General features: G+C 72.3%; 22 protein-coding genes. 6 read left to right on the forward strand and 16 right to left on the reverse strand.

Features of this window, described 5'->3' with window-relative positions:
• Nucleotides 1-308: 308 nt before the first annotated feature.
• A complete protein-coding gene (gene fdhD / locus R6Y94_RS29850; RefSeq protein ID WP_318399184.1) occupies nucleotides 309-1,157 on the reverse strand; it encodes a formate dehydrogenase accessory sulfurtransferase FdhD in 849 nt (282 codons plus the stop codon).
• 82 nt (nucleotides 1,158-1,239) lie between these two features.
• On the reverse strand, nucleotides 1,240-2,613 hold the full coding sequence (locus tag R6Y94_RS29855) for an OFA family MFS transporter (RefSeq protein WP_318399185.1): 1,374 nt from the start codon (nucleotides 2,611-2,613) through the stop codon (nucleotides 1,240-1,242).
• A 151-nt stretch (nucleotides 2,614-2,764) separates the two neighbouring features.
• Between R6Y94_RS29855 and R6Y94_RS29860 the strand changes: the two genes are divergently transcribed.
• The 3 genes from R6Y94_RS29860 to R6Y94_RS29870 all read left to right on the forward strand — a co-directional run bounded on the left by R6Y94_RS29860 (nucleotide 2,765) and on the right by R6Y94_RS29870 (nucleotide 5,595).
• Nucleotides 2,765-3,010: a DUF6457 domain-containing protein gene (locus tag R6Y94_RS29860; protein ID WP_318399186.1), complete on the forward strand. Its 246-nt coding sequence runs from the start codon at nucleotides 2,765-2,767 to the stop codon at nucleotides 3,008-3,010.
• The gene (locus R6Y94_RS29865; RefSeq protein ID WP_318399187.1) at nucleotides 3,007-4,269 is read left to right on the forward strand and encodes a molybdopterin molybdotransferase MoeA; all 1,263 of its coding nucleotides are present in this window, start codon (nucleotides 3,007-3,009) and stop codon (nucleotides 4,267-4,269) included. The genes R6Y94_RS29860 and R6Y94_RS29865 overlap by 4 nt, the downstream gene beginning before the upstream one ends.
• Nucleotides 4,270-4,362: 93 nt before the next feature.
• Nucleotides 4,363-5,595, forward strand: coding sequence for a sialidase family protein (locus tag R6Y94_RS29870; RefSeq protein ID WP_318399188.1), 1,233 nt, complete (start codon nucleotides 4,363-4,365; stop codon nucleotides 5,593-5,595).
• Between the two features lie 121 nt (nucleotides 5,596-5,716).
• Here the strand turns inward: R6Y94_RS29870 and R6Y94_RS29875 are convergent, their stop codons facing one another.
• From R6Y94_RS29875 to R6Y94_RS29885, 3 genes are read right to left on the reverse strand one after another with little or no spacing between them, the layout of a single operon-like run.
• On the reverse strand, nucleotides 5,717-6,913 hold the full coding sequence (locus R6Y94_RS29875; protein WP_318399189.1) for a glycerate kinase: 1,197 nt from the start codon (nucleotides 6,911-6,913) through the stop codon (nucleotides 5,717-5,719).
• A gap of 21 nt (nucleotides 6,914-6,934) precedes the next feature.
• Entirely contained in the window at nucleotides 6,935-7,819 is an 885-nt protein-coding gene (locus R6Y94_RS29880) for a 2-hydroxy-3-oxopropionate reductase (RefSeq protein ID WP_318399190.1), read from the reverse strand.
• Nucleotide 7,820: 1 nt separating this feature from the next.
• The gene (locus R6Y94_RS29885) at nucleotides 7,821-8,672 is read right to left on the reverse strand and encodes a hydroxypyruvate isomerase family protein (RefSeq protein ID WP_318399191.1); all 852 of its coding nucleotides are present in this window, start codon (nucleotides 8,670-8,672) and stop codon (nucleotides 7,821-7,823) included.
• A 59-nt stretch (nucleotides 8,673-8,731) separates the two neighbouring features.
• Here R6Y94_RS29885 and R6Y94_RS29890 point away from each other — a divergent pair, with 59 nt between their 5' ends.
• Nucleotides 8,732-9,064, forward strand: coding sequence for a response regulator transcription factor (locus tag R6Y94_RS29890; RefSeq protein ID WP_318399192.1), 333 nt, complete (start codon nucleotides 8,732-8,734; stop codon nucleotides 9,062-9,064).
• Between the two features lie 65 nt (nucleotides 9,065-9,129).
• On the opposite strand, the gene R6Y94_RS29895 is transcribed toward R6Y94_RS29890, so the two are convergent.
• From R6Y94_RS29895 to R6Y94_RS29935, 9 genes are all read right to left on the reverse strand, one after another.
• The gene (locus R6Y94_RS29895) at nucleotides 9,130-9,351 is read right to left on the reverse strand and encodes a formate dehydrogenase subunit delta (RefSeq protein WP_318399193.1); all 222 of its coding nucleotides are present in this window, start codon (nucleotides 9,349-9,351) and stop codon (nucleotides 9,130-9,132) included.
• Between the two features lies 1 nt (nucleotide 9,352).
• On the reverse strand, nucleotides 9,353-12,166 hold the full coding sequence (gene fdhF, locus R6Y94_RS29900) for a formate dehydrogenase subunit alpha (RefSeq protein ID WP_318399194.1): 2,814 nt from the start codon (nucleotides 12,164-12,166) through the stop codon (nucleotides 9,353-9,355).
• 76 nt (nucleotides 12,167-12,242) lie between these two features.
• Nucleotides 12,243-13,826 (reverse strand): NADH-quinone oxidoreductase subunit NuoF, encoded by a 1,584-nt coding sequence (locus R6Y94_RS29905; RefSeq protein WP_318399195.1) that lies wholly within the window; start codon nucleotides 13,824-13,826, stop codon nucleotides 12,243-12,245.
• Nucleotides 13,823-14,299, reverse strand: coding sequence for a formate dehydrogenase subunit gamma (locus R6Y94_RS29910; protein ID WP_318399196.1), 477 nt, complete (start codon nucleotides 14,297-14,299; stop codon nucleotides 13,823-13,825). The genes R6Y94_RS29905 and R6Y94_RS29910 overlap by 4 nt, the downstream gene beginning before the upstream one ends.
• Nucleotides 14,300-14,497: 198 nt before the next feature.
• A complete protein-coding gene (locus R6Y94_RS29915; protein WP_318399197.1) occupies nucleotides 14,498-15,853 on the reverse strand; it encodes an MFS transporter in 1,356 nt (451 codons plus the stop codon).
• A 9-nt stretch (nucleotides 15,854-15,862) separates the two neighbouring features.
• A complete protein-coding gene (locus R6Y94_RS29920) occupies nucleotides 15,863-16,354 on the reverse strand; it encodes a GNAT family N-acetyltransferase (RefSeq protein ID WP_318399198.1) in 492 nt (163 codons plus the stop codon).
• Nucleotides 16,348-16,689 (reverse strand): metalloregulator ArsR/SmtB family transcription factor, encoded by a 342-nt coding sequence (locus tag R6Y94_RS29925; RefSeq protein ID WP_318399199.1) that lies wholly within the window; start codon nucleotides 16,687-16,689, stop codon nucleotides 16,348-16,350. The genes R6Y94_RS29920 and R6Y94_RS29925 overlap by 7 nt, the downstream gene beginning before the upstream one ends.
• Before the next feature lie 49 nt (nucleotides 16,690-16,738).
• On the reverse strand, nucleotides 16,739-17,698 hold the full coding sequence (locus R6Y94_RS29930; RefSeq protein WP_318399200.1) for a sensor histidine kinase: 960 nt from the start codon (nucleotides 17,696-17,698) through the stop codon (nucleotides 16,739-16,741).
• Nucleotides 17,695-17,850, reverse strand: coding sequence for a hypothetical protein (locus R6Y94_RS29935; protein ID WP_318399201.1), 156 nt, complete (start codon nucleotides 17,848-17,850; stop codon nucleotides 17,695-17,697). Before R6Y94_RS29935 ends, R6Y94_RS29930 begins: the two co-directional genes overlap by 4 nt.
• A 162-nt stretch (nucleotides 17,851-18,012) precedes the next feature.
• Here R6Y94_RS29935 and R6Y94_RS29940 point away from each other — a divergent pair, with 162 nt between their 5' ends.
• Nucleotides 18,013-18,588: a DNA starvation/stationary phase protection protein gene (locus R6Y94_RS29940; protein WP_318399202.1), complete on the forward strand. Its 576-nt coding sequence runs from the start codon at nucleotides 18,013-18,015 to the stop codon at nucleotides 18,586-18,588.
• A gap of 10 nt (nucleotides 18,589-18,598) precedes the next feature.
• Here the strand turns inward: R6Y94_RS29940 and R6Y94_RS29945 are convergent, their stop codons facing one another.
• Nucleotides 18,599-20,554, reverse strand: a complete 1,956-nt coding sequence (locus R6Y94_RS29945) for a discoidin domain-containing protein (RefSeq protein WP_318399203.1) — start codon at nucleotides 20,552-20,554, stop codon at nucleotides 18,599-18,601.
• Between the two features lie 134 nt (nucleotides 20,555-20,688).
• Nucleotides 20,689-22,578 carry a Na+/H+ antiporter NhaA gene (gene nhaA / locus R6Y94_RS29950; protein ID WP_318399204.1) on the reverse strand — a complete coding sequence of 630 codons (1,890 nt, stop codon included), beginning with the start codon at nucleotides 22,576-22,578 and terminating at the stop codon, nucleotides 20,689-20,691.
• A gap of 248 nt (nucleotides 22,579-22,826) precedes the next feature.
• Here nhaA and R6Y94_RS29955 point away from each other — a divergent pair, with 248 nt between their 5' ends.
• Nucleotides 22,827-22,949 carry a 50S ribosomal protein L36 gene (locus R6Y94_RS29955; protein ID WP_030490864.1) on the forward strand — a complete coding sequence of 41 codons (123 nt, stop codon included), beginning with the start codon at nucleotides 22,827-22,829 and terminating at the stop codon, nucleotides 22,947-22,949.
• Nucleotides 22,950-23,231 lie beyond the last annotated feature (282 nt).

A 23,231-nucleotide genomic window follows, 5' to 3' on the forward strand; every position in this document is an offset into this window, starting at 1 on the left:
ACGTTACCGATGCGCTGATCCGCAAGGCGTTACCGATGCGCCGACCGTCGGCGGAGAGGCCGGGTGCCGGGTCGGGCGGACGCGACCGGCACCCGGCGACCGCCGTACCCGAAGGTCGGCGCCGGTCCGGGCGGAGGCCGACACCTCCGCCCGGACCTCTCGCACGTCCCGGCCCTGGTTTCCGCTACCGGCGGCGGGCTCGGGTGTTCGCCCGCGCTCGGTTGCCGAGTCGGCGGCACCGGCCCGGCTGGCGGCCCCGGGCACGACGAAGCCGCCGCGGCCGGACGGCTGCGGCGGGCTGATCGGGGTCAGGCCGACAGGATGGTCGGAGCCCGCTGGGTCAGCCGGTGCGCTGCGGCGTAGACGTTCATCGAACTGCCGCGGAGGAAGCCGACCAGGGTGAGCCCGGCGTCCGAGGCCAGGTCGGCGGCGAGCGAGGACGGCGCGGAGACCGCCGCCAGCGCCGGGATGCCGGCCATCACCGCCTTCTGCACCAGCTCGAACGAGGCCCGCCCGCTGACCATCAGCACGGTACCGCGCAGCGGCACCCGGCCGTTGCGCAGCGCCCAGCCGACGACCTTGTCCACCGCGTTGTGCCGGCCGACGTCCTCACGCAGGCAGTGCAGCCGCCCATCGGCGGAGAAGAGCGCCGCCGCGTGCAGCCCGCCGGTGCGGTCGAAGACCCGCTGCGCGGCCCGCAGGGTGTCCGGCAGCGTGCTGACCACCTCGGGGTCGAGCCGCATCGGATCGTCGGCCACCGACCAGGCCGCGATCGTACGCACCGCGTCCAGGCTGGCCTTGCCGCAGAGCCCGCAGGACGAGGTGGTGTAGAAGTTGCGCTCCAGCGACGGGTCCGGTGGCGCCACCCCGGCCGCCAGTACCACGTCGACCACGTTGTAGGTGTTGACCCCGTCGGCGGTGGCGCCCGCGCAGTAGCGGATCCCGGCGATCTCACCGGCGGCGCGTACCACGCCCTCGCTGACCAGGAAGCCGGCCGCCAGGTCGAAGTCGTCGCCCGGGGTCCGCATCGTCACCACCAGGGACCGCCCGTTCACCCTGATCTCCAGCGGCTCCTCGGCCGCCAGCGTGTCCACCGGCTCGCTGACCACACCGTCGACGATCCGGACCAGCCGACGTCGACTCGTCACCCGTCCCATTCCGCCCCACCCCGATCCTCGCTCGGTCTCACCCGTCCGGTCGGCCCCGTTCCACGGTAGGGCCGACCGGGCCTCGTCCGCACTAGAGCCGGTCGGCGCGAAGCGGCGACGGCAGCCGGACCACCGCCAGCCCGGGCTGGCGCATCCAGCGGGTCAGCGCCGCGCCGAACAGCCCCAGCGAACCGGCCACCAGGAACGGGACCACCGAGTCCGGAGTGGTCACCACCAGCCCGGCGAGCACGATGCCGAGCAGCCCGCCGACGGCCTTGCCGGTGTAGACGATGCCGTAGTTCGGCACCGTGGCGGCGTCACCGAACCAGTCCCGCACCAGGCTGACCAGCAGCGAGTAGCCGGCTCCGGTGCCCGCACCGGCGAGCGCGGCGAAACCCACCACCGCGGCCGGGTGGTTGTCGTTGGCCGCCGCCGCGAGCAGGCCGAACTGGGCGATCCCGCCGACCAGCAGGGAGAGCCCGAGAGTGCCGCGCCGGCCGATCCGGTCGGAGAGCGAACTGGTCACCGCCCGCCCGACGCCGTTCGACGCGGCCAGCGCGCCGATCCCGGCCACCAGGGTCAGCGCCGGCAACCCCTGGGTGTACGCGGCACCGGCCAGGTACGCGATGTCGAACAGCGCCATCGTCGCGGTGAGTACCACCACCACGAACATCAACGGCAGCATCCCGCTGCGTACCGCCGCGCGGGGTGGGTAGGGCCGGGCCGCCGGGCGGTTGTGCGGGATGCTGCGGTTGAGCCGCCGGTCGACCGCCCAGCGCTGCGGGTCGATGTGTGCCGGCCACCAGTTGCGCGGCGGCTTGCGCATCAGCACGCCGCAGCCGGCCACCACGGCGAAGACGGCAACCGCGGTCCCGGTCAGCACGGCCGACCGGTTGCCGGCGTCCAGGACGTAGCCGGCGAGGACGACGAACGGGATCGACCCGTAGCCGAACGCGGCGCTCACCACCGCCACCCGGCCGGCGATCCGCTCCGGGAACCACTCGGTGACACAGGCGATGCAGGTCATGTAGACGAGTCCGGCGCCGACGCCGCCGAGCACCGAGTAGCCGAGCAGCACGGTGCCGAGGTCGGCGCGGTGCGCCAGGGTGAGCAGGGCGGCGAGGCAGCAGGCGGCGCCGACGAGCATCGGTACGGCCAGCCGACCGCCCAGCCGTTGGTACCACCACCCGGCCAGCGGCGAGCTGGCCGCCTGGCAGACCACCCAGAGGGCGAGGACGCCGAACGCCTGCCACAGGCTCCAGCCGTTCGCGTCAAGCAGGGTGGGCAGGGCGGCGCCGTAGCCGTACTGGAACAGGCTGATCGCCAGCATCGCGGCCCAGGGCAGCAGCAGCATCCACGCCCGGGACCGGCCCAGCAGGGCTCGGTCGGTCTCGCCGACCCGGTAGCGGCGGCCGTAGAGGTCGCTGATCTCGCGCACCGCCGTGTCGTTGCTGGAGTCCGTCATCTGGTGCCTCCAACTGGCCACTGTATACTGTATGTTGAGTGCACTATTCTCTACCACCGACGGGCGACTGTCCAGGTCGATCCACGGGCGAGCGGATCGACTGGCCGGGTTTCCGAGGTCATGACGTCGACGGCGCAGCGAGGAGATGGGCATGAGCGTGCTGGACGAGTGGACCCGACAGGCCATCGAGGAACTCGGTCTCGACCCGGACGTGCTGGACCAGCGGCTGGTGCTGGACGTCGCCCGGGACGTGGCGCACGGCGTGACCCGGCCGGCCGCACCGCTCGGCACCTTTCTGCTCGGTGTGATGGTGGGCCGGGGCGCAACCCTGCCCGAGGCGGCGGACCGCCTGACCCGGCTCGCCGAACGGTGGTCCCGGCGGGACTCCGGACGATGAGCGCCGTCGCCTGGCCCGAGGCCCGGCGGTGCGCCCGGGGCACCGCCCGACCGCTCGGCCCCGTCCCGCGACCCCTGCCCGACACCGTCGGCTCCGCCCTGGCGGTCCCATTGGTCGCCCTCGCCCCGCTGCCGGCGTACCACTCCGCCGCGATGGACGGGTACGCGGTCGCCGGCCCCGGCCCGTGGCAGCTCACCGGGCGGGTACTGGCCGGCGACCCCGGCGTCCCGGCTCCGCTGACCGACGGAGACGCCGTCGAGATCGGCACCGGGGCCGTGGTGCCGACCGGCGCCGACGCGGTGCTGCCGTACGAACGGGCCACCCGCACGGGCCGGACGGTGCACGGCGAGATCGAGCCCGGCCGGCACGTACGTCGCCGGGGCGAGGACTGTCCGGTCGGCCAGGAGGTGCTGCCCGCCGGTACCGTCGTCAACCCGGTCGTACTCGGGCTGGCCGCGAGCCTCGGGCACGACACGCTGACCGTGCACCGGCGACCCCGGGTCGGCATGGTGGTCACCGGAGCCGAGCTGCGTACCGCCGGCATCCCGACGGCAGGACAGGTCCGGGACGCCATCGGGCCGATGCTGCCGGGGCTGGTCCGGGCCGCCGGAGCCGAGCTGGCCTGGTCCACCCGGATCGCCGACGACGCGTCCGCGCTGGTCGCCGCGTTGCTGCGCTCCGACGCCGACGTGCTGGTGGTCTGCGGAGCCACTTCGGCCGGCGCCGCCGACCACCTGCGCCGGGCCCTGGACACGCTCGCCGCCGAGGTGCCGGTACGCGGCGTCGCCTGCCGGCCGGGACACCCACAACTGCTGGCCAGCCTGCCGGACGGCCGGTTCGTGGTCGGCCTGCCCGGCAATCCCTACGCGGCCCTGGTCGCCGCGCTGACCCTGCTCTCCCCGTTGCTCGGCCGGCTGGCCGGGCGTACCGAACCGGCGACCCTGACCGCGACGCTGGCCGGGCCGGTGACACCGCACGACCGGGACACCCGGTTGGTGCCGGTGGCCCGGGTCGGCTCGGCGGCGCTGCCGGTCGGGCACGACCGCCCCGGTTCGCTCTGGGGCGCCGCCGGGGCGGACGCGCTCGCGGTCGTGCCGCCGGGCTGGGCCGGCGCCGAGGTCGAACTGCTCCCGCTGCCCGCCGCCGAGACCGCGCTCCCGCTGCCGGCAGCGGCCCCCTGGCGACCGGACGTTGCCGCCGCGCCGACCGGACCGGCTCAGCGATCCGGCGAGATCGCCAGCGTGTCGGCGGCACCGTAGTAGCCATCGATCCTTGACGAGTCGGCAGAAAGATCGTTAGCGTCGCGGCAGACAGCAGACATCCCATGTCTGATTCTCCCGAGAGGGGCGCATATGTCAGCACGGACGCACCGCAGGAGCCGGCTCAGTCAACCCGCGATCGCCACCAGTTGCGCGGTACTGGTGGCGACGCTGACCGGCGCGAGCGCGCCGTCGGTAGCCGCCGACCGAACCCCGGCCGGTGACACCGCCCGCTGTGAAGTCTCCACACCCTTCACGTCCGGCACCGAGGGATACAACGGCTTCCGGATCCCGGCGATCATGACCACACGGTCCGGCGCGCTACTCGCCTTCGCCGAGGGGCGACTCAGCTCGCTCGGCGACGCCGGCAACATCGATCTCGTGCTGAAGCGGTCGACCGACGGCGGCTGCACCTGGGGACCTCTCCAGGTGGTGAACGACAGCGGCCCCAACACCGCGGGCAACCCGGCCCCCGTGCTCACCGCGACCGGACGCGTGGTTCTGCTGACGACCTACAACGGCGGAGAGGCGTCGGAGGCCGAGATCATGCGCGGCGAGGTCCCGGCCGAGCAGAGCCGGCGGGTCTTCGTCCAGTACAGCGACGACGAGGGCGCCCGCTGGTCCGCGCCGCGCGAGATCACCGGGCAGACCAAGGCCGGAAACTGGCGCTGGTACGCCACGGGACCGGGCCATGCCGTCCGGTTGACCCGTGGACCGCACCGGGACCGGCTGGTCGTGCCCGCCAACCACTCCGTCGCGCCGCCGGCCGGCTCACCCGACCTCGGCACCGAGGCCAAGTACTACGGCGGACACGCGCTCTACAGCGACGACGGTGGTGAGAGCTGGCGGATCGGATTCGTCGACGACAACACCGACGGCTATCTCAACGTCAACGAGAGCACTGCCGCCGAGCTCCCCGACGGCCGGCTCTATCTCAACACCCGCGAGCACAACGGCACCGCGCCCGGCAACCGGGCCGACGCCTACAGCCGCGACGGCGGCCAGAGCCTGGAGCTGCCGTACCGTCCACAGGCAACCCTCGTCGGACCGGTGGTGCAGGCGAGCGTACTCCAGTTGTCCGGGTCGCACGCGCCGCTGCTGTTCTCCGGCCCCGCCGAACCGACCGGCAGGGCCGCGCTGACGCTGCGGGTGAGCACCGACCACGGCGCCACCTGGCGGCCGGCGCTCGCCCTGTCCGGTCTCCCGGCCGGCTACTCGGACCTGGTCCAGCTGGATGCCAGGACCGTTGGCGTGCTCTACGAGACGGGCAACTTCGGCCCGTACGAGACGATCACCTTCCGGCGGATAGCGATCCGCGAACTCTGAGGGACGGCACCAGCCGGCGCGAACGCCCGGACTCCCGGCGGTCGGACGAGCCACCCGGGGCGCCCGCGGGTGCCCGGCTCGGCGAAGCCTCCGGAAGACGGCGACACCCGGACGGTCCGCCTCAGCGACGGCGGGGCGGACCGGCCGGGTCCAGCCAGTCGGCGGCCAGCGTCGCCGCGACCTTCCCGACCAGCTCGGCGGCCCGGTCGAGGCAGGCCGCCTGGTCCGGTTCGAGGTCGGTGAGCGGATACGCCGCCCGGATCCCGGCGTCCCGCAACTCGTCCGGCCCGACGCTTACCCGACCGGCGACCGCCACCGTCGGTACGCCGGCCCGACCGGCCGCCCTGGCCACCCCGACCGGCGCCTTGCCGTGCAGGCTCTGGAGATCCAGCGATCCCTCGCCGGTGACCACCAGGTCTGCCCCGGCCACCGCCTCCGGAAAGCCCAGCAGCTCGAGCAGCAGCTCGATGCCGGGCCGGAACCGCGCCCCGAGGAAGCCGAGCGCGGCGAAGCCCACCCCGCCGGCCGCGCCAGCGCCCGGCCAGGCGCTGACCGGCTGCCCCGGGCGGCCAGCTCCAGCCGACCCCGCCGCCCCGATCAGCTCCACGTCCCGTACGGCCGCCTCGGCCAGCCCGGCCCAGCGGGTCAGGCCCGCCTCCAGCACCGCCACGTCGTCGGCGGTCGCGCCCTTCTGCGGTCCGTAGACGGCGGCGGCGCCGGTCGGGCCGAGCAGCGGGTTGTCCACGTCGCCGGCCACCACGAAGCGGGTACGCCGGACCGCCGGATGCAGCCCGGTCAGGTCCACCCGGTGCAGCCGGCGCAGCGCCGCACCACCGGGCGGCAACTCGACGCCCCGCTCGTCGAGCAGGCGTACGCCGAGCGCGCCGACCAGCCCTGCCCCGCCGTCGGTACTGGCGCTGCCGCCCAGCCCGAGCACCACCTCCGGGCAGCCGTACTCCAGCGCCGCCCGGATCACCTCACCGGCGCCCCGACTGCTCGCCCGCAGCGGATCGGGTACCCCGGCCGGCAGCCGGCGCAGCCCGCAGGCGTCGGCCAGTTCGACCACCGCCACGCCGTCGGCGTACCCGAACGCGCTGTGTACCGGGGTCCCGGTCGGACCGGCGACGGAGACCGGGATCCGGTGGAAGCCGGCCGAGACCGCCGCGTCGAGGGTGCCGTCGCCGCCGTCGGCGACCGGGAAGCCGCGTACCTCGATGCCGGGGGCGGCCCGGTGCAGCCCGGCGGTCAGGTGCCGGACGACCTCGGCGGCGGTCAGCGAGCCTTTGAACTTGTCCGGTGCCAGCAGTACGTGCCCCATCGGCGCGACGGCCCGGCCGGGTCAGCCGACCGACCGGCCGGAGAGCTGCTCGACCAGTTTGAGCAGGGCGCTGTGGTCGAGGCCGCCGTCGCCCTGAGCCTTGACCGCGGCGATGAGCTGGGCGACCGCCGCGCCGAGCGGGATCACCACCCCGGCCTCCCGGGCCGCCGAGGTGACGATGCCCATGTCCTTGTGGTGCAGGTCGATCCGGAAGCCGGGCTGGAACTGCCGGGCCAGCATCCCGGCCGCCTTGCGATCGAGGATCCGGTTGCCGGCCAGGCCGCCGGCCAGCACCTTGACCGCCGCCTCGGTGTCCACCCCGTACGCCTCGAGGAAGACGATCGCCTCGGCAACCAGCTCGATGGTGCCGGCCACGATGAGCTGGTTCGCCGCCTTCACGGTCTGGCCGGCGCCGGCCGGGCCGACGTGCACGACGGTGCCGCCCAGCACCTCCAGGATCGGCCGGGCCGCCGCGAAGTCCTCCGGCTCGCCACCGACCATGATGGAGAGGGTGCCCTCGATCGCACCCGCCTCGCCGCCGCTGACCGGAGCGTCCAGCACCCGCACCGAGAGGGTCCGGGCGGCCTCGGCGACCTGCCGGGAGGTGCCCGGCGAGATGCTGCTCATGTCGACGTAGAGCTGGCCGGGGCGGGCGTTGGCCAGGATGCCGGAGTCGCCGAGGGCGACCGCCTCGACGTCGGCCGAGTCGCGGACCATCGTGACCACCACGTCGACCTGCTGCACCAGCTCGCCGACGCCGGCGGCGACCTTGCCACCGGCCTGCTCCAGAGCGGCGTTACGGGTCGGGCTGACGTCGTAGCCGACGACGTCGTGGCCCGCCTTGATCAGGTTGACGGCCATCGGGCCGCCCATGATGCCGAGGCCGATGAAACCGATGCTGGTCATCTCAGCGATCCCCTTCGTTGGTCTGGTCGGCACCGCAACCCCGGCGGTGCCGGGGCAGCCACTCGAAGCTCTCCGCGCTCGGCCCGCTGGGCAGGTATTCCAGGCCGACCCAGCCGCGGTAGCCGGCCCGTTCGAGCTGGTCGAGGTGGCCGTCGAGGTCGATCTCGCCGGTGCCCGGCTCGTGCCGCCCGGGCGCGTCGGCGATCTGCACGTGCCCGATCCGGTCGGCGTGCTCGGCGAGCACCTTCGGCAGGTCGTCGCCGTTGACGGTGAGGTGGTAGAGGTCGGCGAGGAAGGCCAGGTTGCGGGCGTCGCGCTCGACCAGCAGTTGGTCGAGTACGGCGACCACGTCGGCACCGGTGCGCAGCGGGTACGGCTGGGGGCCGCTGACCGCCTCGACCAGGACGGTTCCGCCGATCCGGGCCACCGCGGCGGCGGCGAAGGCCAGGTTGGCCACCGCGGTCTCCTCCTGGATGCCGGGGTGTACGTCGGTGATCCGGTTGCCGTAGAGGGCGTTGAACGACCGGCAGCCGGTGGCGGCACCGATCATCGCGACCAGTTCGACGTTCTCCCGGAACTCGGCGGACCGGGCCGGCCAGGAGACGACTCCCCGGTCGCCGCCGGGCATGTCCCCGGCGAAGAAGTTCAGTCCCACCAGTTGGACGTCGGCGTCGTGCAGGGCGGCGAGGAACGCCTCCACCTGGGAGGCCGGGGGCACCGCCTCGACGAACGGCCACCAGAACTCGACGGCGTCGAATCCGGCCGCCTTCGCCGCCGCCGGCCGCTGCAGCAGCGGCAGCTCGGTGAAGAGGATCGAGCAGTTCACGTCGTAGCGGAGCTGGTGTCCGGGCACAGGCCCTCCCTGGCGGCTCGGCGACTCCCGCGATTTACCTACAGAATTCTGTATGCAGTATGGAGGAGAGTCAAGGCGGTGCTCTCCGGACCACCTCACCCGGGTACCGGCGGCGCCGCCGACCGGTCCGGCCTGCGCCGAAGCCGGTAGGCGTTCGTCGCCAGGGCGAGCGCGATCCCCCAGGGCAGCCAGCCGAGGTTGCCCAGCCAGGCGCTCCGGCGTACAGCAGTGGCAGGGCCGCCGCGAAGGGCAGGACGAACGCGGAGATCGCCGTCGAGCTGCACCTGTCGACCGGTACCGTCAAGGGCCATCTCGCCAACATCCACCGCGAGCTCCAGGTCCGCAACCGGGTCGAGATCGCCATCTGGGCGCACGAGAACGGCTGCACCTGAAGCGGGACGCGGCATCGTGGCCCGCAGCGCACGGGCCACGACGCGTCGCGCGACGGACGGGGCCGTCAGCCGGTCAGCAGCCGGGCGGCGGCCAGGGCGAGCGGGTCGAGCGCCTCGGGCTCGGCCTCGGCCCGGAGCCGCAACTCGGCCCGCATCCGCGGATCCCAGAACGCCCGGATGTGCTCGGCGATCGCCGCCGCGGCCTGCTCCGGCGGCTGGTGGTGGAAGTGCACGGCGATCTCGTTGGCGAGTCGGACCTGCGGCGACATTCCGGTGTGCGTCGTCATCTCAGTCCGCCATCGCCGGCAGCCGGGTCTCCGAGGAGGAGACGTCCACCGGAGCCGGCGGATTCTTCAATCCCACCTGCACCGCCGTCACCTTGTATTCCGGGCAGTTGGTCGCCCAGTCGGAGTTTTCCGTGGTGACCACGTTCGCCCCGGTGACCGGGTGGTGGAAGGTCGTGTAGACCACCCCGACCGGCATCCGGTCGGAGAAGACCGCCCGCAGCGAGGTGGCACCGACCCGGCTGGCCAGGGTGACCTCGTCACCGTCGTTGATGCCCCGGACCTCCGCGTCGTGCGGATGGATTTCGAGTACGTCCTCCGGGTGCCACGCCACGTTCCCGGTCCGCCGGGTCTGCGCCCCCACGTTGTACTGGCTGAGGATCCGCCCGGTGGTCAGGATCAGCGGGAACTTGCGGGTGCTCCGTTCCCGGGTCGGCACGAACGGCGTCTGCACGAACCGGCCCTTGCCCCGGACGAAGCCGTCCATGTGCATGATCGGCGTGCCCTCGGGAGCGTTGTCGTTGCAGGGCCACTGCACGCTGCCCAGCTTGTCGAGCTTGTCGAAGGAGACCCCGGCGAAGGTCGGGGTGAGCGCCGCGATCTCGTCCATGATCTGACTCGGGTGGTCGTACCGCATCGGGTAGCCCATCGCCTGGGCGATCTCGGCGACAATCTCCCACTCGTGCTTGCCGGTCTTCGGCGCCATCACCGGGCGTACCCGGTTGATCCGGCGCTCGGCGTTGGTGAACGTGCCGTCCTTCTCCAGGAACGAGGTGCCGGGCAGGAAGACGTGCGCGAACTTCGCCGTCTCGTTGAGGAACAGATCCTGCACCACGAGCAGCTCCAGCGCCTCCAGCGCGGCGGTGACGTGCTTGGTGTTCGGGTCGGACTGCGCGATGTCCTCGCCCTGCACGAAGAGCGCCCGGAAGCTGCCCTCGATCGCCGCGTCGAACATGTTCGGGATGCGCAGCCCCGGTTCGGGCAGCAGGGCACTCCCCCACATGTTCTCGAAAACGCCGCGGACCACGTCGTCGGAGATGTGCCGGTAGCCGGGCAGCTCGTGCGGGAAGGACCCCATGTCGCAGGAGCCCTGCACGTTGTTCTGCCCGCGCAGCGGGTTGACCCCGACGCCCTCCCGGCCGATGTTGCCGGTCGCCATCGCCAGGTTGGCCATCCCCATCACCATGGTCGAGCCCTGGCTGTGCTCGGTGACGCCGAGGCCGTAGTAGATCGCCCCGTTGCCGCCGGTGGCGTAGAGCCGGGCCGCGGCGCGCAGCTCCTCGGCCGGTACCCCGGTCAGTTCCTCGACCGCCTCCGGGCTGTTCTCCGGCCGGGCGATGAACTCGGCCCAGCCGTCGAAGTCCTCGCAGCGCTCGTCGACGAAGCTGCGGTCGACCAGCCCCTCGGTCAGCACCACGTGCGCCATCGCGTTCACCACGGCGACGTTGGTGCCGGGGGCGAGCTGGAGGTGGTGCGCCGCCTCGATGTGCGGGGACCGGACCAGGTCGATCCGGCGCGGGTCGATCACGATCAGTTTGGCGCCCTCGCGCAGCCGGCGCTTCATCCGGGAGGCGAAGACCGGGTGTCCGTCGGTCGGGTTCGCCCCGATCACCATGATCACGTCGGACTTGGCCACCGAGCGGAAGTCCTGGGTACCGGCGGAGGTGCCGAAGGTCTGCTTCAGGCCGTACCCGGTCGGCGAGTGGCAGACCCGGGCGCAGGTGTCCACGTTGTTGTTGCCGAACGCCGCCCGGATCATCTTCTGTACCACGTAGACCTCCTCGTTGGTGGTACGCGAGGAGGTGATGCCGCCGATCGCCCCGACACCGTGCCGGGCCTGGATGTCCCTGAGCTTGGCCGCTGTGTAGGAGATCGCGGTCTCCCAGTCGACCGGCCGCCACTCGTCGGTGATGTTCTCCCGGAGCATCGGGGTGAGCACCCGGTCCGGGTGGGTGGCGTAGCCGAACGCGAACCGGCCCTTGACGCAGGAGTGCCCCTCGTTCGCCCCGCCGTCCTTGTAGGGCACCATCCGGACCAGCTCGGCGCCGCGCAACTCGGCCTTGAACGAGCAGCCCACGCCGCAGTACGCGCAGGTGGTGACCACGCTGCGGGTCGGCATGCCGAGCTGCACCACCGACTTCTCCTGGAGCGTCGCCGTCGGGCAGGCCTGCACGCAGGCGCCGCAGGAGACACACTCGGAACTCATGAAGTCGGTGCCGCCGGCCGACACCTTGGAGCCGAAGCCGCGCCCCTCGATGGTCAGCGCGAACGTCCCCTGCACCTCGCCGCAGGCCCGGACACAGCGGGAGCAGGCGATGCACTTGGACGCCTCGAAGTCGAAGTACGGGTTGCTGGAGTCGGTCTTCTCGTCGAGGTGGTTGGCGCCGTCGTAGCCGTACCGGACCTGGCGCAGGCCAACCACACCGGACATGTCCTGCAACTCGCAGTCGCCGTTGGCCGAGCAGGTGAGGCAGTCCAGCGGGTGGTCGGAGATGTACAGCTCCATCACGCCCTGGCGCAGCTTCTCCAGCTTCGGCGACTGGGTGGTCACCTTCATGCCCTCGGCGACCGGGGTGGTGCAGGACGCCGGGGTACCGCGCCGGCCGTCGATCTCCACGAGGCAGAGCCGGCAGGAGCCGAACGCCTCCAGGCTGTCGGTGGCGCAGAGCTTCGGGATGTCGATGCCGCTCAGCGCCGCCGCGCGCATCACCGAGGTGCCCTCGGGTACGGCGACGGGGTGGCCGTCCACCTCGACGGTGACGGTCACCGGGCCGGGCCTGGCCGGAGTGCCGAGATCGGGTTCCTTCAACAGGCTCATGACGCCACTCCGCTCCGCTCCGTGGTGCCACGAGGCACATCGGCCCTGAGCCGGCTGATTCGCTCGCTACGCTCGCTCATGACGATTTGGCCTCCTCGTATCGGCCGGCGGACTTCTCACCCCTCGCGGTGAAGTCGTCCGGGAAATGCAGCAGTGCGCTGCGTACCGGCATCGGTGTCAGGCCGCCCATCGCGCACAGCGACCCCTCGGTCATCAGCTCGCAGAGATCACCCAGCAGGGCCAGGTTGCCGTCCGGGTCCTGGCCGGCGGTGATCTTGTCGATCACCTCGACGCCCCGGACCGCGCCCACCCGGCAGGGGGTGCACTTGCCGCAGGACTCCTCGGCGCAGAACTCCATCGCGAATCTCGCCATCGCCGCCATGTCGACGGTGTCGTCGAAGACCACGATGCCACCGTGGCCGAGCATCGCGCCAGCCGAGGCGAAGGCCTCGTACTCCATCGGCAGGTCCAGGCCGGTCGCCGGCAGGTACGCCCCGAGCGGCCCGCCGACCTGGACGGCGCGGACGGGACGGCCGGTACGGGTGCCGCCGCCGTAGGTGTGGATCAGTTCGCCCAGTGTCATCCCGAACGCGGTCTCGAAGATGCCGCCCCGGGCCACGTTGCCGGCCAACTGGAAGACCTGGGTACCCCGGGACCGCTCCACCCCGAGCGCCTGGTAGGCCGCCGCCCCCTCGGCCAGGATGGTCGGTACCGAGGCCAGGGTCAGCACGTTGTTCACCACGGTCGGCTTGCCGAACAGGCCGGTGATCGCCGGGATCGGCGGCTTGGCCCGGACCATGCCGCGCTTGCCCTCCAGGCTCTCCAGCATCGCGGTCTCCTCGCCGCAGATGTACGCACCCGCGCCCACCCGCACGTGCAGGTCGAAGCGGAGCCCGGAGCCGAGGATGTCGCCACCGAGCCAGCCCTGCTCCCGGGCCACCGCGATGGCCTGGCGCATCGTCCGTACCGCGTCCGGATATTCCGAGCGGATGTAGACGTAGCCCTCGGTGGCGCCGACCGCGTGCGCGGCGATGGTCATTCCCTCGATCAGGGTGAACGGGTCGCCCTCCATCAGCATCCGGTCGGCGAAGGTGCCGCTGTCGCCCTCGTCGGCGTTGCAGCAGACGAACTTCAGCTCGCCGGGAGTGTCCAGCACGGTCTTCCACTTGATCCCGGCCGGGAAGCCGGCACCGCCCCGGCCGCGCAGCCCGGACTCGGTGACCTGGGCGACCACCTCGGCCGGGGTCAGTTCCAGGGCGCGGCGCAGCCCGGCCAGGCCGCCGTGCGCGAGGTAGTCGGACGGGGAGAGCGGGTCGGTGACTCCGACCCGGGCGAAGCAGAGCCGGGTCTGGTCGCGCAGCCAGGGCAGTTCGGCGACGACCCCCTGGCACAGTTCGTGGTCGGCGCCGTCGAGCAGCCCGGCCGCGACCAGGTCGGCGACCGCCTCCGGCTCGACCGGGCCGTACCCGATCCGGCCGCGCTCGGTGACCACCTCGACCAGCGGTTCCAGCCAGAGCATGCCGTGCGAGCCGTTCCGGACCACCCGGACCGACCGGCCCGCCAGGGCCGCGACCCGCTCGATCTCGGCGGCGACCAGGTCGGCGCCGACCGAGAGCGCGGCCGAGTCGCGGGGTACGTAGACCGTAACCGGGGCCGTCATGCGTCCACCGCCTTCGTCACCAGGGCGTCCAGTCGGGCGGGGGTGAGCCGCCCGTGCACCCGTTCGTCGATCTGACCGGCCGGGCCGAGCGCGCAGTTGCCCAGGCAGAACACCTGCTCCAGGGTGACCGAACCATCCGATGTGGTCTGCCCGACCTTGACGCCCAGGGTCCGCTCCGCGTACGCCACGAGCTGTTCGGCGCCGACCGACTGGCAGGCCTCGGCCCGGCAGAGCTTGACCACCGTCCGCCCGGCCGGCTCGGCCCGGAAGTCGGTGTAGAAGGTGACCACGCCGTGCACGTCGGCGCGGGAGATGTTCAACTCGCTGGCCAGCACCGGCACGACGTCGGAGTCGACGTAGCCGAACTCGGCCTGGATCCGGTGCAGGATCGGCAACAGCGCACCGCGGTCACCGCGATGCGCGGCGACCAGCGCGCGCACCCGATCCGTCACCGAGGGGTCCGGACTGGCCACGGCGATCCCACCTCCACTCGTGCCGACTGGACCTCCACCATACGTCGCCTTGGATACCGTATGCAATATCGCCAAGACTGCCTCCGGCGACCTGGGCGCTGAACCTCCTCAACCTGAACCGGGCGGCGCTCACGCAACCGCGTCCGACCCTGCGGGCCGTCGCACCGTAAGGGGCGGTTGAAGAGCTTCACCAGTTGATCAATTTCTAGTATCGCCTGCGGAAAGGCGTTCCGACAGGGGGTGTTCCACTCGGGACAGCGGTGCCGGCGTACCGGCCCGGGCCAGAATTCCGGCGGCGGCGACACAGCAGACGGCGCCGACCGTGGCGAGCACCGGCGGGTAGCCCCCGACGACCTGGAGCAGTCCCGCCGCGCCGAGCGGCGCCACCGCCCTGACCAGGGTGACCGGGGTGGCGAGCAGGCCGGCGACGCTGCCGTACGCGACGGTGCCGTACCGGTCGGCGAGCAGCGCCGGGGCGGCGAGGCTGGCCACGCCGAACCCGAGCCCGAACGCGGTGACCGCGAGGGCGGCGCCGACCCGGGTCGCGGCCGCCAGCGGCAGGCAGAACGCGGCGGCGGCCTGGATGCCGAAGACCGCCGCCACCAGCGTGGTCAGCCGGACTCCACGTTGGGCGGCGGCCAGCAGCAGCCGCCCGGTCACCGACATGACGCCGAGCAGTCCGGCCACGGTAGCCGCGAAGGTGGCGGGATGGCCGCGTTCGACGAGGAAGCCCACCAGGTGCACCGTCATGGTGCTCATCGCCCCACTGTGCGCGACGAACGCGACCGCGAGACACCAGAACCGGCCGTCCCGCAGCGCCGCCCGGACCACCGCCGCCCGCACCGCCGGATCATCGCGCGGGGCGGGGTCCCGGGCGGAAACGGCCAGCGCCGAGGCGCCGGACTCCGCACAGGTCGCCGCCGACCGGGGCGGCCGGCGCAACACGAGCGCGTGCAGCGGTACGGCGACCAGACCGTAGCCGCCGGCGAGCACGAGCAGCGCGGTCCGCCAGTCGTACCGGGCGACCAACTGGCCGGTCAGCGGCAGGAAGATGGTGCTGGCGAAGCCGGCCACCAGAATCATCCCGAGCAGTGCCCGGGATCGTCGAGCCGGGTCGAACCAGGAGATGATGACGGCGGTGGCCGCCTCGTAGAGCACCATGGCCATGGTCAGGCCGAGGCCGATCAGCACCAGGTAGAGCTGGGCGACGGTGCGTACCTGGGACCAGGCGACGAGCAGGCCGGTGGCCAGCAGCGATCCGACGGTCATCAGGCCCCGCCCGCCGTACCGGTCCAGCCACCGGCCCACCGGCACCGCCAGCACCGCCCAGCCGAGCAGGGCGCTGGTGAAGGCGCCGGTCAACACCGTGGCGGAGGCGTCCAACGACGCGGCCATCGGATGCAGCAGCACGGCGAAGGCGTAGTAGAGGCTGCCGTAGCCGACGGTCTGGGTGACAGCCAGCGCCGCGACGATCCACCAGCCGGGGAACCTGCTCCGGCGACCGGCACGGAACCCGCTCGGGCGACCGGTGCGCGGCAGGTCGGCGCCGGCCACCTCGCGGAATCAGCCGATCGCGGGACTGCGCCGCTCCAGCAGCACCACGTCACGCCACTTGCCGTGGTGCCGCCCGACCCGCTCCCGTACGCCGACCACCCGGAAGCCGGCCCGCTCGTGCAGGGTGAGGCTGGCCGCGTTCTCCGGGAACACCCCGGACTGGATCGTCCAGATCCCGGCGGCCTCGGTCGAGGTGATCAGCGCATCCAGCAGGCCCCGCGCCACGCCCCTGCCCTGGGCGGCGGGATGGACGTAGACGGAATGTTCGACCACTCCGGCGTAGACGGCCCGGGCGGAGACCGCGCTGACCGCCACCCAGCCGAGCACCGTACCGTCGTCGACCGCGACCAGCCGGTGCGCGGCGATCCGGCCGGCATCGAAGGCCGGCCAGCTCGGCGCCACGGTCTCGAAGCTGGCCTGCCCGGTGTCCAGCCCGGCCTGGTAGATCGCCAGCACCGCGGTGGCGTCGCCCGGCTCCATCGCCCGGATCCGCATCAGCATCCTCCGATCGCCGTCGGGGCGGGCCTGCCCATCACCACGTCGGCGGCGGACGGGAAGCAGCCGACGCAGGTCTGGTTTATCCGGTAGTGCCGGGCGGTGCCGACCTGTTCGACCAGCACGAACCGCACCTCGGCGAGGATCTTCAGGTGCTGGGACACCGTGGACTGCGCCAGTCCCACCGCGGCGACGAGTTCGCCGACGCTCATCGGCCGGTCCTGCCGGGCCAGGTACGCCACGATCTGCACCCGGCTCGGGTCGGCCAGCGCCCGGAACCAGGACGCGTACTCGACCGCGACCGACCGGTCCAGCAACTCGGCCACCAGCCTCACCTTCATCGTCGGTCGGCGATTGACGGTGCCACTCTATCCGAGCCCGAGCCGGGCGTCAGTCGGTGAAGTGCGGATTTCCGGCGGTGAGCCGGAGGGTGAAGGCGCCCTGGCTCCGGTTGAGCACCACGTGGTTGCAGGACTGGTAGGTGATCCACAGACCGAGCCCGCCCGCGCCGCCGTCGGCCGCCGGCAGCAGCCCGGCGAAGGGATCCTCCGGGCCGCCACCCCCGTCGCTGACCGCGACGACGATGCGGTCCACGCCGGTCCAGAGCCGGAACCGTACCGGCGGACGGCCGTGCCGGAGCGCGTTGGTCACCGTCTCACTGACGGCGACGACCAGGTCCTCGACCTCGTCGGTGCGGAGCAGCCCGGAATCGGCCTCGTAGACCGCCTGCCGGGCCCGGTTCGGGGACGGATCGACGAGTTCGACGAGCGGCGGCGTCCGCTGGAGCGGATCGGGCAGCGGTGACCGCTCCTCGGTCAGGTACGCCTTCGGCTCGGTGTACGTCTCACTCGGCCGGCGGCCGGCCGCGGTGACCACCCGGGGGTGCGTACGCAGCACGTCCGCGAGCACCGGCGCCGGAGTGATCCGGGTGTCGTACGCGCACATGCTCCAGAGCGGGAAGCCGTCGTACGCGTAGTTGATCGCCGATTCGTAGCGGGCCCACCAGTCCCAGGTCGCACCGAGCGCGGCCGTCGGCACCTCCCCGATGATCCGGATCTGCTGGGCGCCCTCGGCGACGTACCCGGCCAGCATCCGCTGGTAGGCCCGGATCGCGGCGGCGGGGCGGGCGTAGAGGTCGCCTCCGGGCAGGAAGGTGACGCCCGAGCCGGCCGGCAGCGCGGCCCGGACCAGCGCTCCGGTCCGCTCGCCGAGGGAGACCACCGTCGGCTCTGCGGCCGAGACGCCGCCGAGCAGGAACGGCAGCACGACGGCGAGCAGCTCGTCGTCGGAGCGGTAGGTCACGGCCTCGTGGTAGTAGCCCTCGTGGCCGGCGGCGGCGCCTGTCCTCATCGAGCCGCCTCGACCCGCACCCCGGGCAGCCCGAGCAGTTCGACGAGGCGGGCGGCGCCGCTCCACCACTGGAACAGGACATCCGGGACGTTGCTCACCGGGAGCAGGCAGGCCAGCTCGGCGACCCTCCGGTCGATGATGCTGACGCCCACATCCGAGAGTCTAGGCCGCGCCAGCTCGCCGGTCACCCGACGGGTAACCGGCCCGTCGCCGTCCGGTCCGGCCGTGGCCTGGGCCGGTCCGGGGGTTTGCCGGGGCGACACCCGGGTAGGCGCCTGTCTCCTGTCACCGTCGCCGGTCGGAAGGGGCGTGCGATGAGCGGTCCGGGGCAAACCGTCGGAAGTCAACCGTGGCTGCACCAGCACGACGGGCGGATCCAGGAGTTCGGCACCGTACGGCAGTTTCCGCTCGGGCTCTCCTCGGACGCCCGGATGTACTCCTGTCAGCGGCTCAACCGGGTCCTGGCCGACACCCAGATCCTGTACGCGCTCTACAAGAAGCATCACTGGTTGATGCGCGGGCCCACCTTCTACCAGCTCCACCTGCTGCTCGACAAGCACGCCGGCGAGCAACTGGCGCTCGTCGACATGCTCGCCGAACGGGTGCAGACGCTCGGCGGGGTGGCGGTCGGCGACCCCCGGCACGTCGCCGAGATCACCCGGATCCCCCGGCCGCCGGACGGGGCCGAGCAGGTGCCGGTGATGCTGTCCCGGCTGCTGGAGGCACACGAGATCATCCTGATCGAGGTACGCGACGCCGCCCGGCGGGTGGCGGAACTGGGCGACGACGGCAGCAACGACCTGCTGGTGTCGAACGTGCTGCGGACCGGCGAGCTTCAGGCGTGGTTCCTCGCCGAACACCTGGTCGAGGTGCCGCTGGCCCGGGCCTGACCCCGGCGCGCTAGCTCGGATAGACCTCCAGCTCGGAGAGCTGGCCGGCGGGCCAGCCGGTGTTGCCGGTGAACTCCAGCCGGACGTACCGGGTCGGGGTGGCCGGGAAGGTGACGGTGACCGTGTTGCCGCTGGCCGGGTTGAACTGCCGCCCGGCCGACGCCGACAGGGTGGTGAAGGAGCTGGCGTCGGTGCTGCCGCGTACCGCCAGGGTCTGGGTGCGGGTGCCCCAGGCGGGCGAGGGCGGCAGCTTCAGCACCACCCGCCCGACCGGCGTACCGGCCCCGAGGTCGACCTGCACCCACTGTGGGAAGACGTGGTTGGGACTTTCCCAGTAGCTGTCCGGGTTGCCGTCGACGATGTTGGCCGAGCCGTAGACCTGGGTGTGCCCGCTCTCCGCGGTCGGCCGGCCGCGCGCCAGGTTGGTGGCCGGGGCCGGGTCGGTGGTCACGGTCACCGGATTCGACGGCGCGGAAACGTTGCCGGCGCCGTCCAGGGCGACCACCGTGAAGGTGTAGCTGGTCGCGGGGGTGAGCCCGGTCACCTGGTACGACGTGCCGGCCGGCGAGCCGAGCACGGTCGAGCCCTGCCGGACCTGGTAGCCGGTCACCCCGCCGTCGTCGGTCGACGCGGTCCAGGCCAGCGAGACGCTGTTGGCCGTCTTCCCGGTGGCGGTCAGGTTGCCCGGTGCGGTGGGCGGGGTGCCGGTGCCGCCGGCCACCGGCGGGGTCGGCCGGACCGGGGTCAGCGCGAGCTGGCCCTTGAGCATCCGGCCACCGTCGGCGGTGATCCGCAGGTAGTAGTCGGACGAGCAGAACGTGCCGTCCTCGTCCAGCGCCCGGATGCCGGCTCCGGCCGGGGTGGTCGCCTGGGTCTCGCTGGTCTTGGCGATCTGGTTGCCCTCGTTGAACTCGTCGAACATCGAGACGTAGAGGCCCTGGGCACCGAGCCGGATCATGTTGTAGAGGTGCCGCCAGTAGAAGTCGCCGTGCCGGCGGTGCCCGGAGGACAGGTCGCCCGGCATCACGCACGGCTGGTAGTCGATCCCCCGGGCGTTGCAGTCGGCCTGGTCGGGCTGGTTGACGTTGGTGTAGAACCAGTCCAGCCCGTCGAGGGTGCCGGTGCGGCCGACCATCCACGGCGAGATCATGTTGAACGCGTGGTAGACGTCGAGGAACCCGGACCGGGAGTCGTTGATCCCCTCCCGCCAGTACGTCGGCACCCCGCCGATCACGTAGCAGCCCTGTGCCTTGAACCAGTTGACCACGTCCAGGCAGGGTACCGGCGGAAACGGGCGACCGGGGTCGTTGAAGCCGAAGCCCCAGATGCAGACGACCGGCCTGCCGTTCTGCCGGGCGTACGCCGCTGAGGCGGTGTGCGCCGACATCTTCGTCGACCAGTCGGTCTTGATCTCCGTCTGGAAGTTCGTCCAGCTCGTGACGTCGTACATGATGTAGTACTTCCGACCGAACCGCTCGGCCGCGTCCCGGACCTTGGCCGCCATCGCGTCCCGGGTCGGCCCCTCGTCGCCCATCGGGTTGAACCGTTGCAGCGCGGCGGTGTCGCAGTTGTGGTCCCGCATCCACCGGAAGTGCGTGTCGACGGTCTGCTGGTCGTACGAGGAGAACAGCTCGGCCGGCGCCCCGTTGCCGAGGTTCGGGTACGCCGTCGGGTAGCCCCGGCTCAGCTCGCGCATGTCCGGCCAGGAGACGATGGTGGTGTTGCTCGGCGAGGGCGGCTGGAACCGGTCGCGGCTCCAGTGCCACCAGCCGCCGATCGGCGCACCGTCGCCGGGGCAGGCGAACCAGCCCTGGTAGCCGACCGAGATCTTGCCGACCACGTCGCCGGGCGGACTCGCCGCGCCGGCCGGCCCGGTCATCGCCGCGAGCAACTCGGTGGTGGAGACGGCGGCCAGGGCTGAACCGGCCGCTGCGGACATCAGAAATCGTCGGCGTGGTACCGCCATGGCTGCCGCTCCTCGGGGGGAAGGGATGCGGATCGATGCCCCAGCCTGCCAGGACCCGACACATTCTCGCAATACTTCGACGCCAAGCTGAAAAATTCTGAGCCTGATGCGGAAGAAGAGAACTCGACGCGGGCTCAGTCCCGGCGCGGCTGGATCCGGGCCCGCGCCCGGGCGATCTTGACCGCCCGGGTCAGGGTCTCGATGTCGTACGCCCCGTAGTGCCGGCGGTCGTTGATGAAGAAGGTCGGGGTGCCGGAGACCCCGCTGACGTCGGCCGAGTCCACGTCCTTGGCGACCCGGGCCGCGTGCTCGTTCGTCATCAGGTCCGCCTGGAACTGCTCCTGGTCGAGGCCGAGTTCACCGGCGTACCCGACCAGATCGTCGACGCGCAGCCGGTCCTGGTGGTCGAGCAGCAGGTCGTGCATCTCCCAGAAGGCGCCCTGGGCGGCGGCCGCCTCCGCCGCCTCCGCCGCGAGCTGTGCCTGCGGGTGCACGTCGGTCAGCGGCAGGTGCCGCCAGACGTAGCGCAGGTCGACGTCGGCCAGCAGCTCGCGTACCGCGGGTTCGGCCTGGCCGCAGTACGGGCACTGGAAGTCGCCGTACTCGACCACCGTGACGGAGGCGTCCGCCGGACCCCGGACATGGTCCCGGCGGGGGTCGACCGGTGGGACGAGGTCGAGGAGCTGCTCCGCGTCGCCGAGCAGCGCACGGGTCCGCCGCGGCTTCGGCAGCGCCGCGGTGATCCGGAAGACGACCCAGGTGAGCAGGGAGGCGACCACCGACGCGGCCAGCACCCCGATCTTCGCCTCGGCGAGCTGGTCGCCGCGGAAGGCGAGCGTGGCGATCAGCAGCGACAGGGTGAAGCCGATGCCGGAGATGGTGCCGCTGGCGAGCACGCCGGCCCAGCCGACCGACGGCCGGACCCGGCCCCGGGTGATCCGCTGCACCAGCCAGGAGACCCCGGCGACCGCGACCGGCTTGCCGACGACGTACCCGAGGAAGACGCCGAGGGTCACCGGGGCGGTGACGGCCCGGGAGAGGAACTCGGCGTCGAGCACGATACCGGCATTGGCCAGACCGAAGAGCGGGACGATCAGATAGCTCGACCACGGGTGGTACATGCGCTGGAGCCGGTCGTTGGGCGACAGGGAGCGGGTCAGGCCGATCGTGGCGCTGCGGGCCAGTTCGGCGGTGGGCTGCTCCCGGAACAGCTTGAACAGGCCGCTGGCGTACTCCAGGGCACCCCGGGCCGGCGAGTACGCGGTCGCGGTGAGGCCGATGGCGAGCCCGGCCACCACCGGCTCCACCCCGCTGGCCAGCAGAGCGGCCCAGAGCGCGACGCAGAACGGAAGGTAGACCAGACCGCGTCGCACCCCCAGCGCCCGCAGCCCGAGCAGTGCCGCGAAGAGCCCGATCGCCACACCCAGCGGCAGCACGTCGACGTGCTCGGTGTAGACCACCGCGATCACGACCAGCGCCACCAGGTCGTCGACCACGAAGACGGTCAGCAGGAAGATCCGCACCTGGTCGGGTACGCCGCGGCCGAGCAGCGAGATCAGGCCGAGCGCGAGCGCGGTGTCGGTGGACATCGCCACGCCCCAGCCGTGCGCCCCGGGACCGCCCTGGTTGACCAGTAGGTAGATCCCGACCGGGACCGCCATCCCGAGTACGCCCGCCGCGAGCGGAAGCGCGAACCGCCGCCGGTCCCGCAGGTCGCCGAGGTCGAACTCCCGCCGCGCTTCCAGGCCCACCACCAGGAAGAACAGCGTCATCAGCCCGCTGTTCACCCAGGTACGGAGGTCGTGCGCCACGCCGACGCCGTCGATCCGGATGGACAGCTCGGTGCCCCACACCGCCTCGTACGACGAGGTGTCGATGTTCGCCCAGACCAGCGCCGCGGCGATGGCCGCCACCAGCACCCCGGCGCTGCCCGACTCGGTACGCGCGAACCGGTGCAGCGGCGCGGCGATGTCCTGGGCCCAGGCCGTCCGGCCGGAAAACCGGGACGAAGGCGGATCGGTCACCGGTATCCCCCGTCCGGTCAGCCAGTTCCGCCCGGGACACGAACCCGACACACGGGCCTTCCGGACGGAAACCCGGCCGCGCCTCGTCCGCGCCCCTCCGGGTCTCGACCTCCGAGATTTACCACGCTCCGGCCGGTCGGCTGGGCCGCTCCGCCGAACCGCGTCCGGGAATCCGCACCCCGGAGCGGGTGTTGTGCCCGACGGAAACCGCGGCGAAGCCGCCGGTAGGAGACGGAGGAGGAGCAGTCATGAAGGTCCGCAGCTCGCTCCGGGCGTTGAAGCAGAAGCCGGGCTCGGTGGTCGTACGCCGGCGCGGCCGGGTGGTCGTGGTCAACCGCGCCAATCCGCAGTGGAAGAGCCGTCAGGGCTGACACCCGGCCCGTCGGGCGCCGGCGGAGTTCACCGGCGTCGTCCGGCGGCCCGTCCGCAGCCGTCAGTCGGTGCTGCGGTCCGGTGCCCGGCAGGGCGGACGCGACGGGTCAGTGACGTGGGTAGATATATTGTGACGGTTCCACCGCACTGAACCTCTCAACCTGAACCGCACGGCACTCCCGCACCGCGTCCGACCTTGCGGTCCCCCGGACCGCACGGGAGGTCGAATAGGTTCGCTGAACCTTTTCAACCTGAACGCGCGGCGCTCACACACCGCGTCC

This window comes from Plantactinospora sp. KLBMP9567, assembly GCF_033446045.1.
In the GTDB taxonomy this organism is placed as follows: Bacteria; Actinomycetota; Actinomycetes; order Mycobacteriales; family Micromonosporaceae; genus Plantactinospora.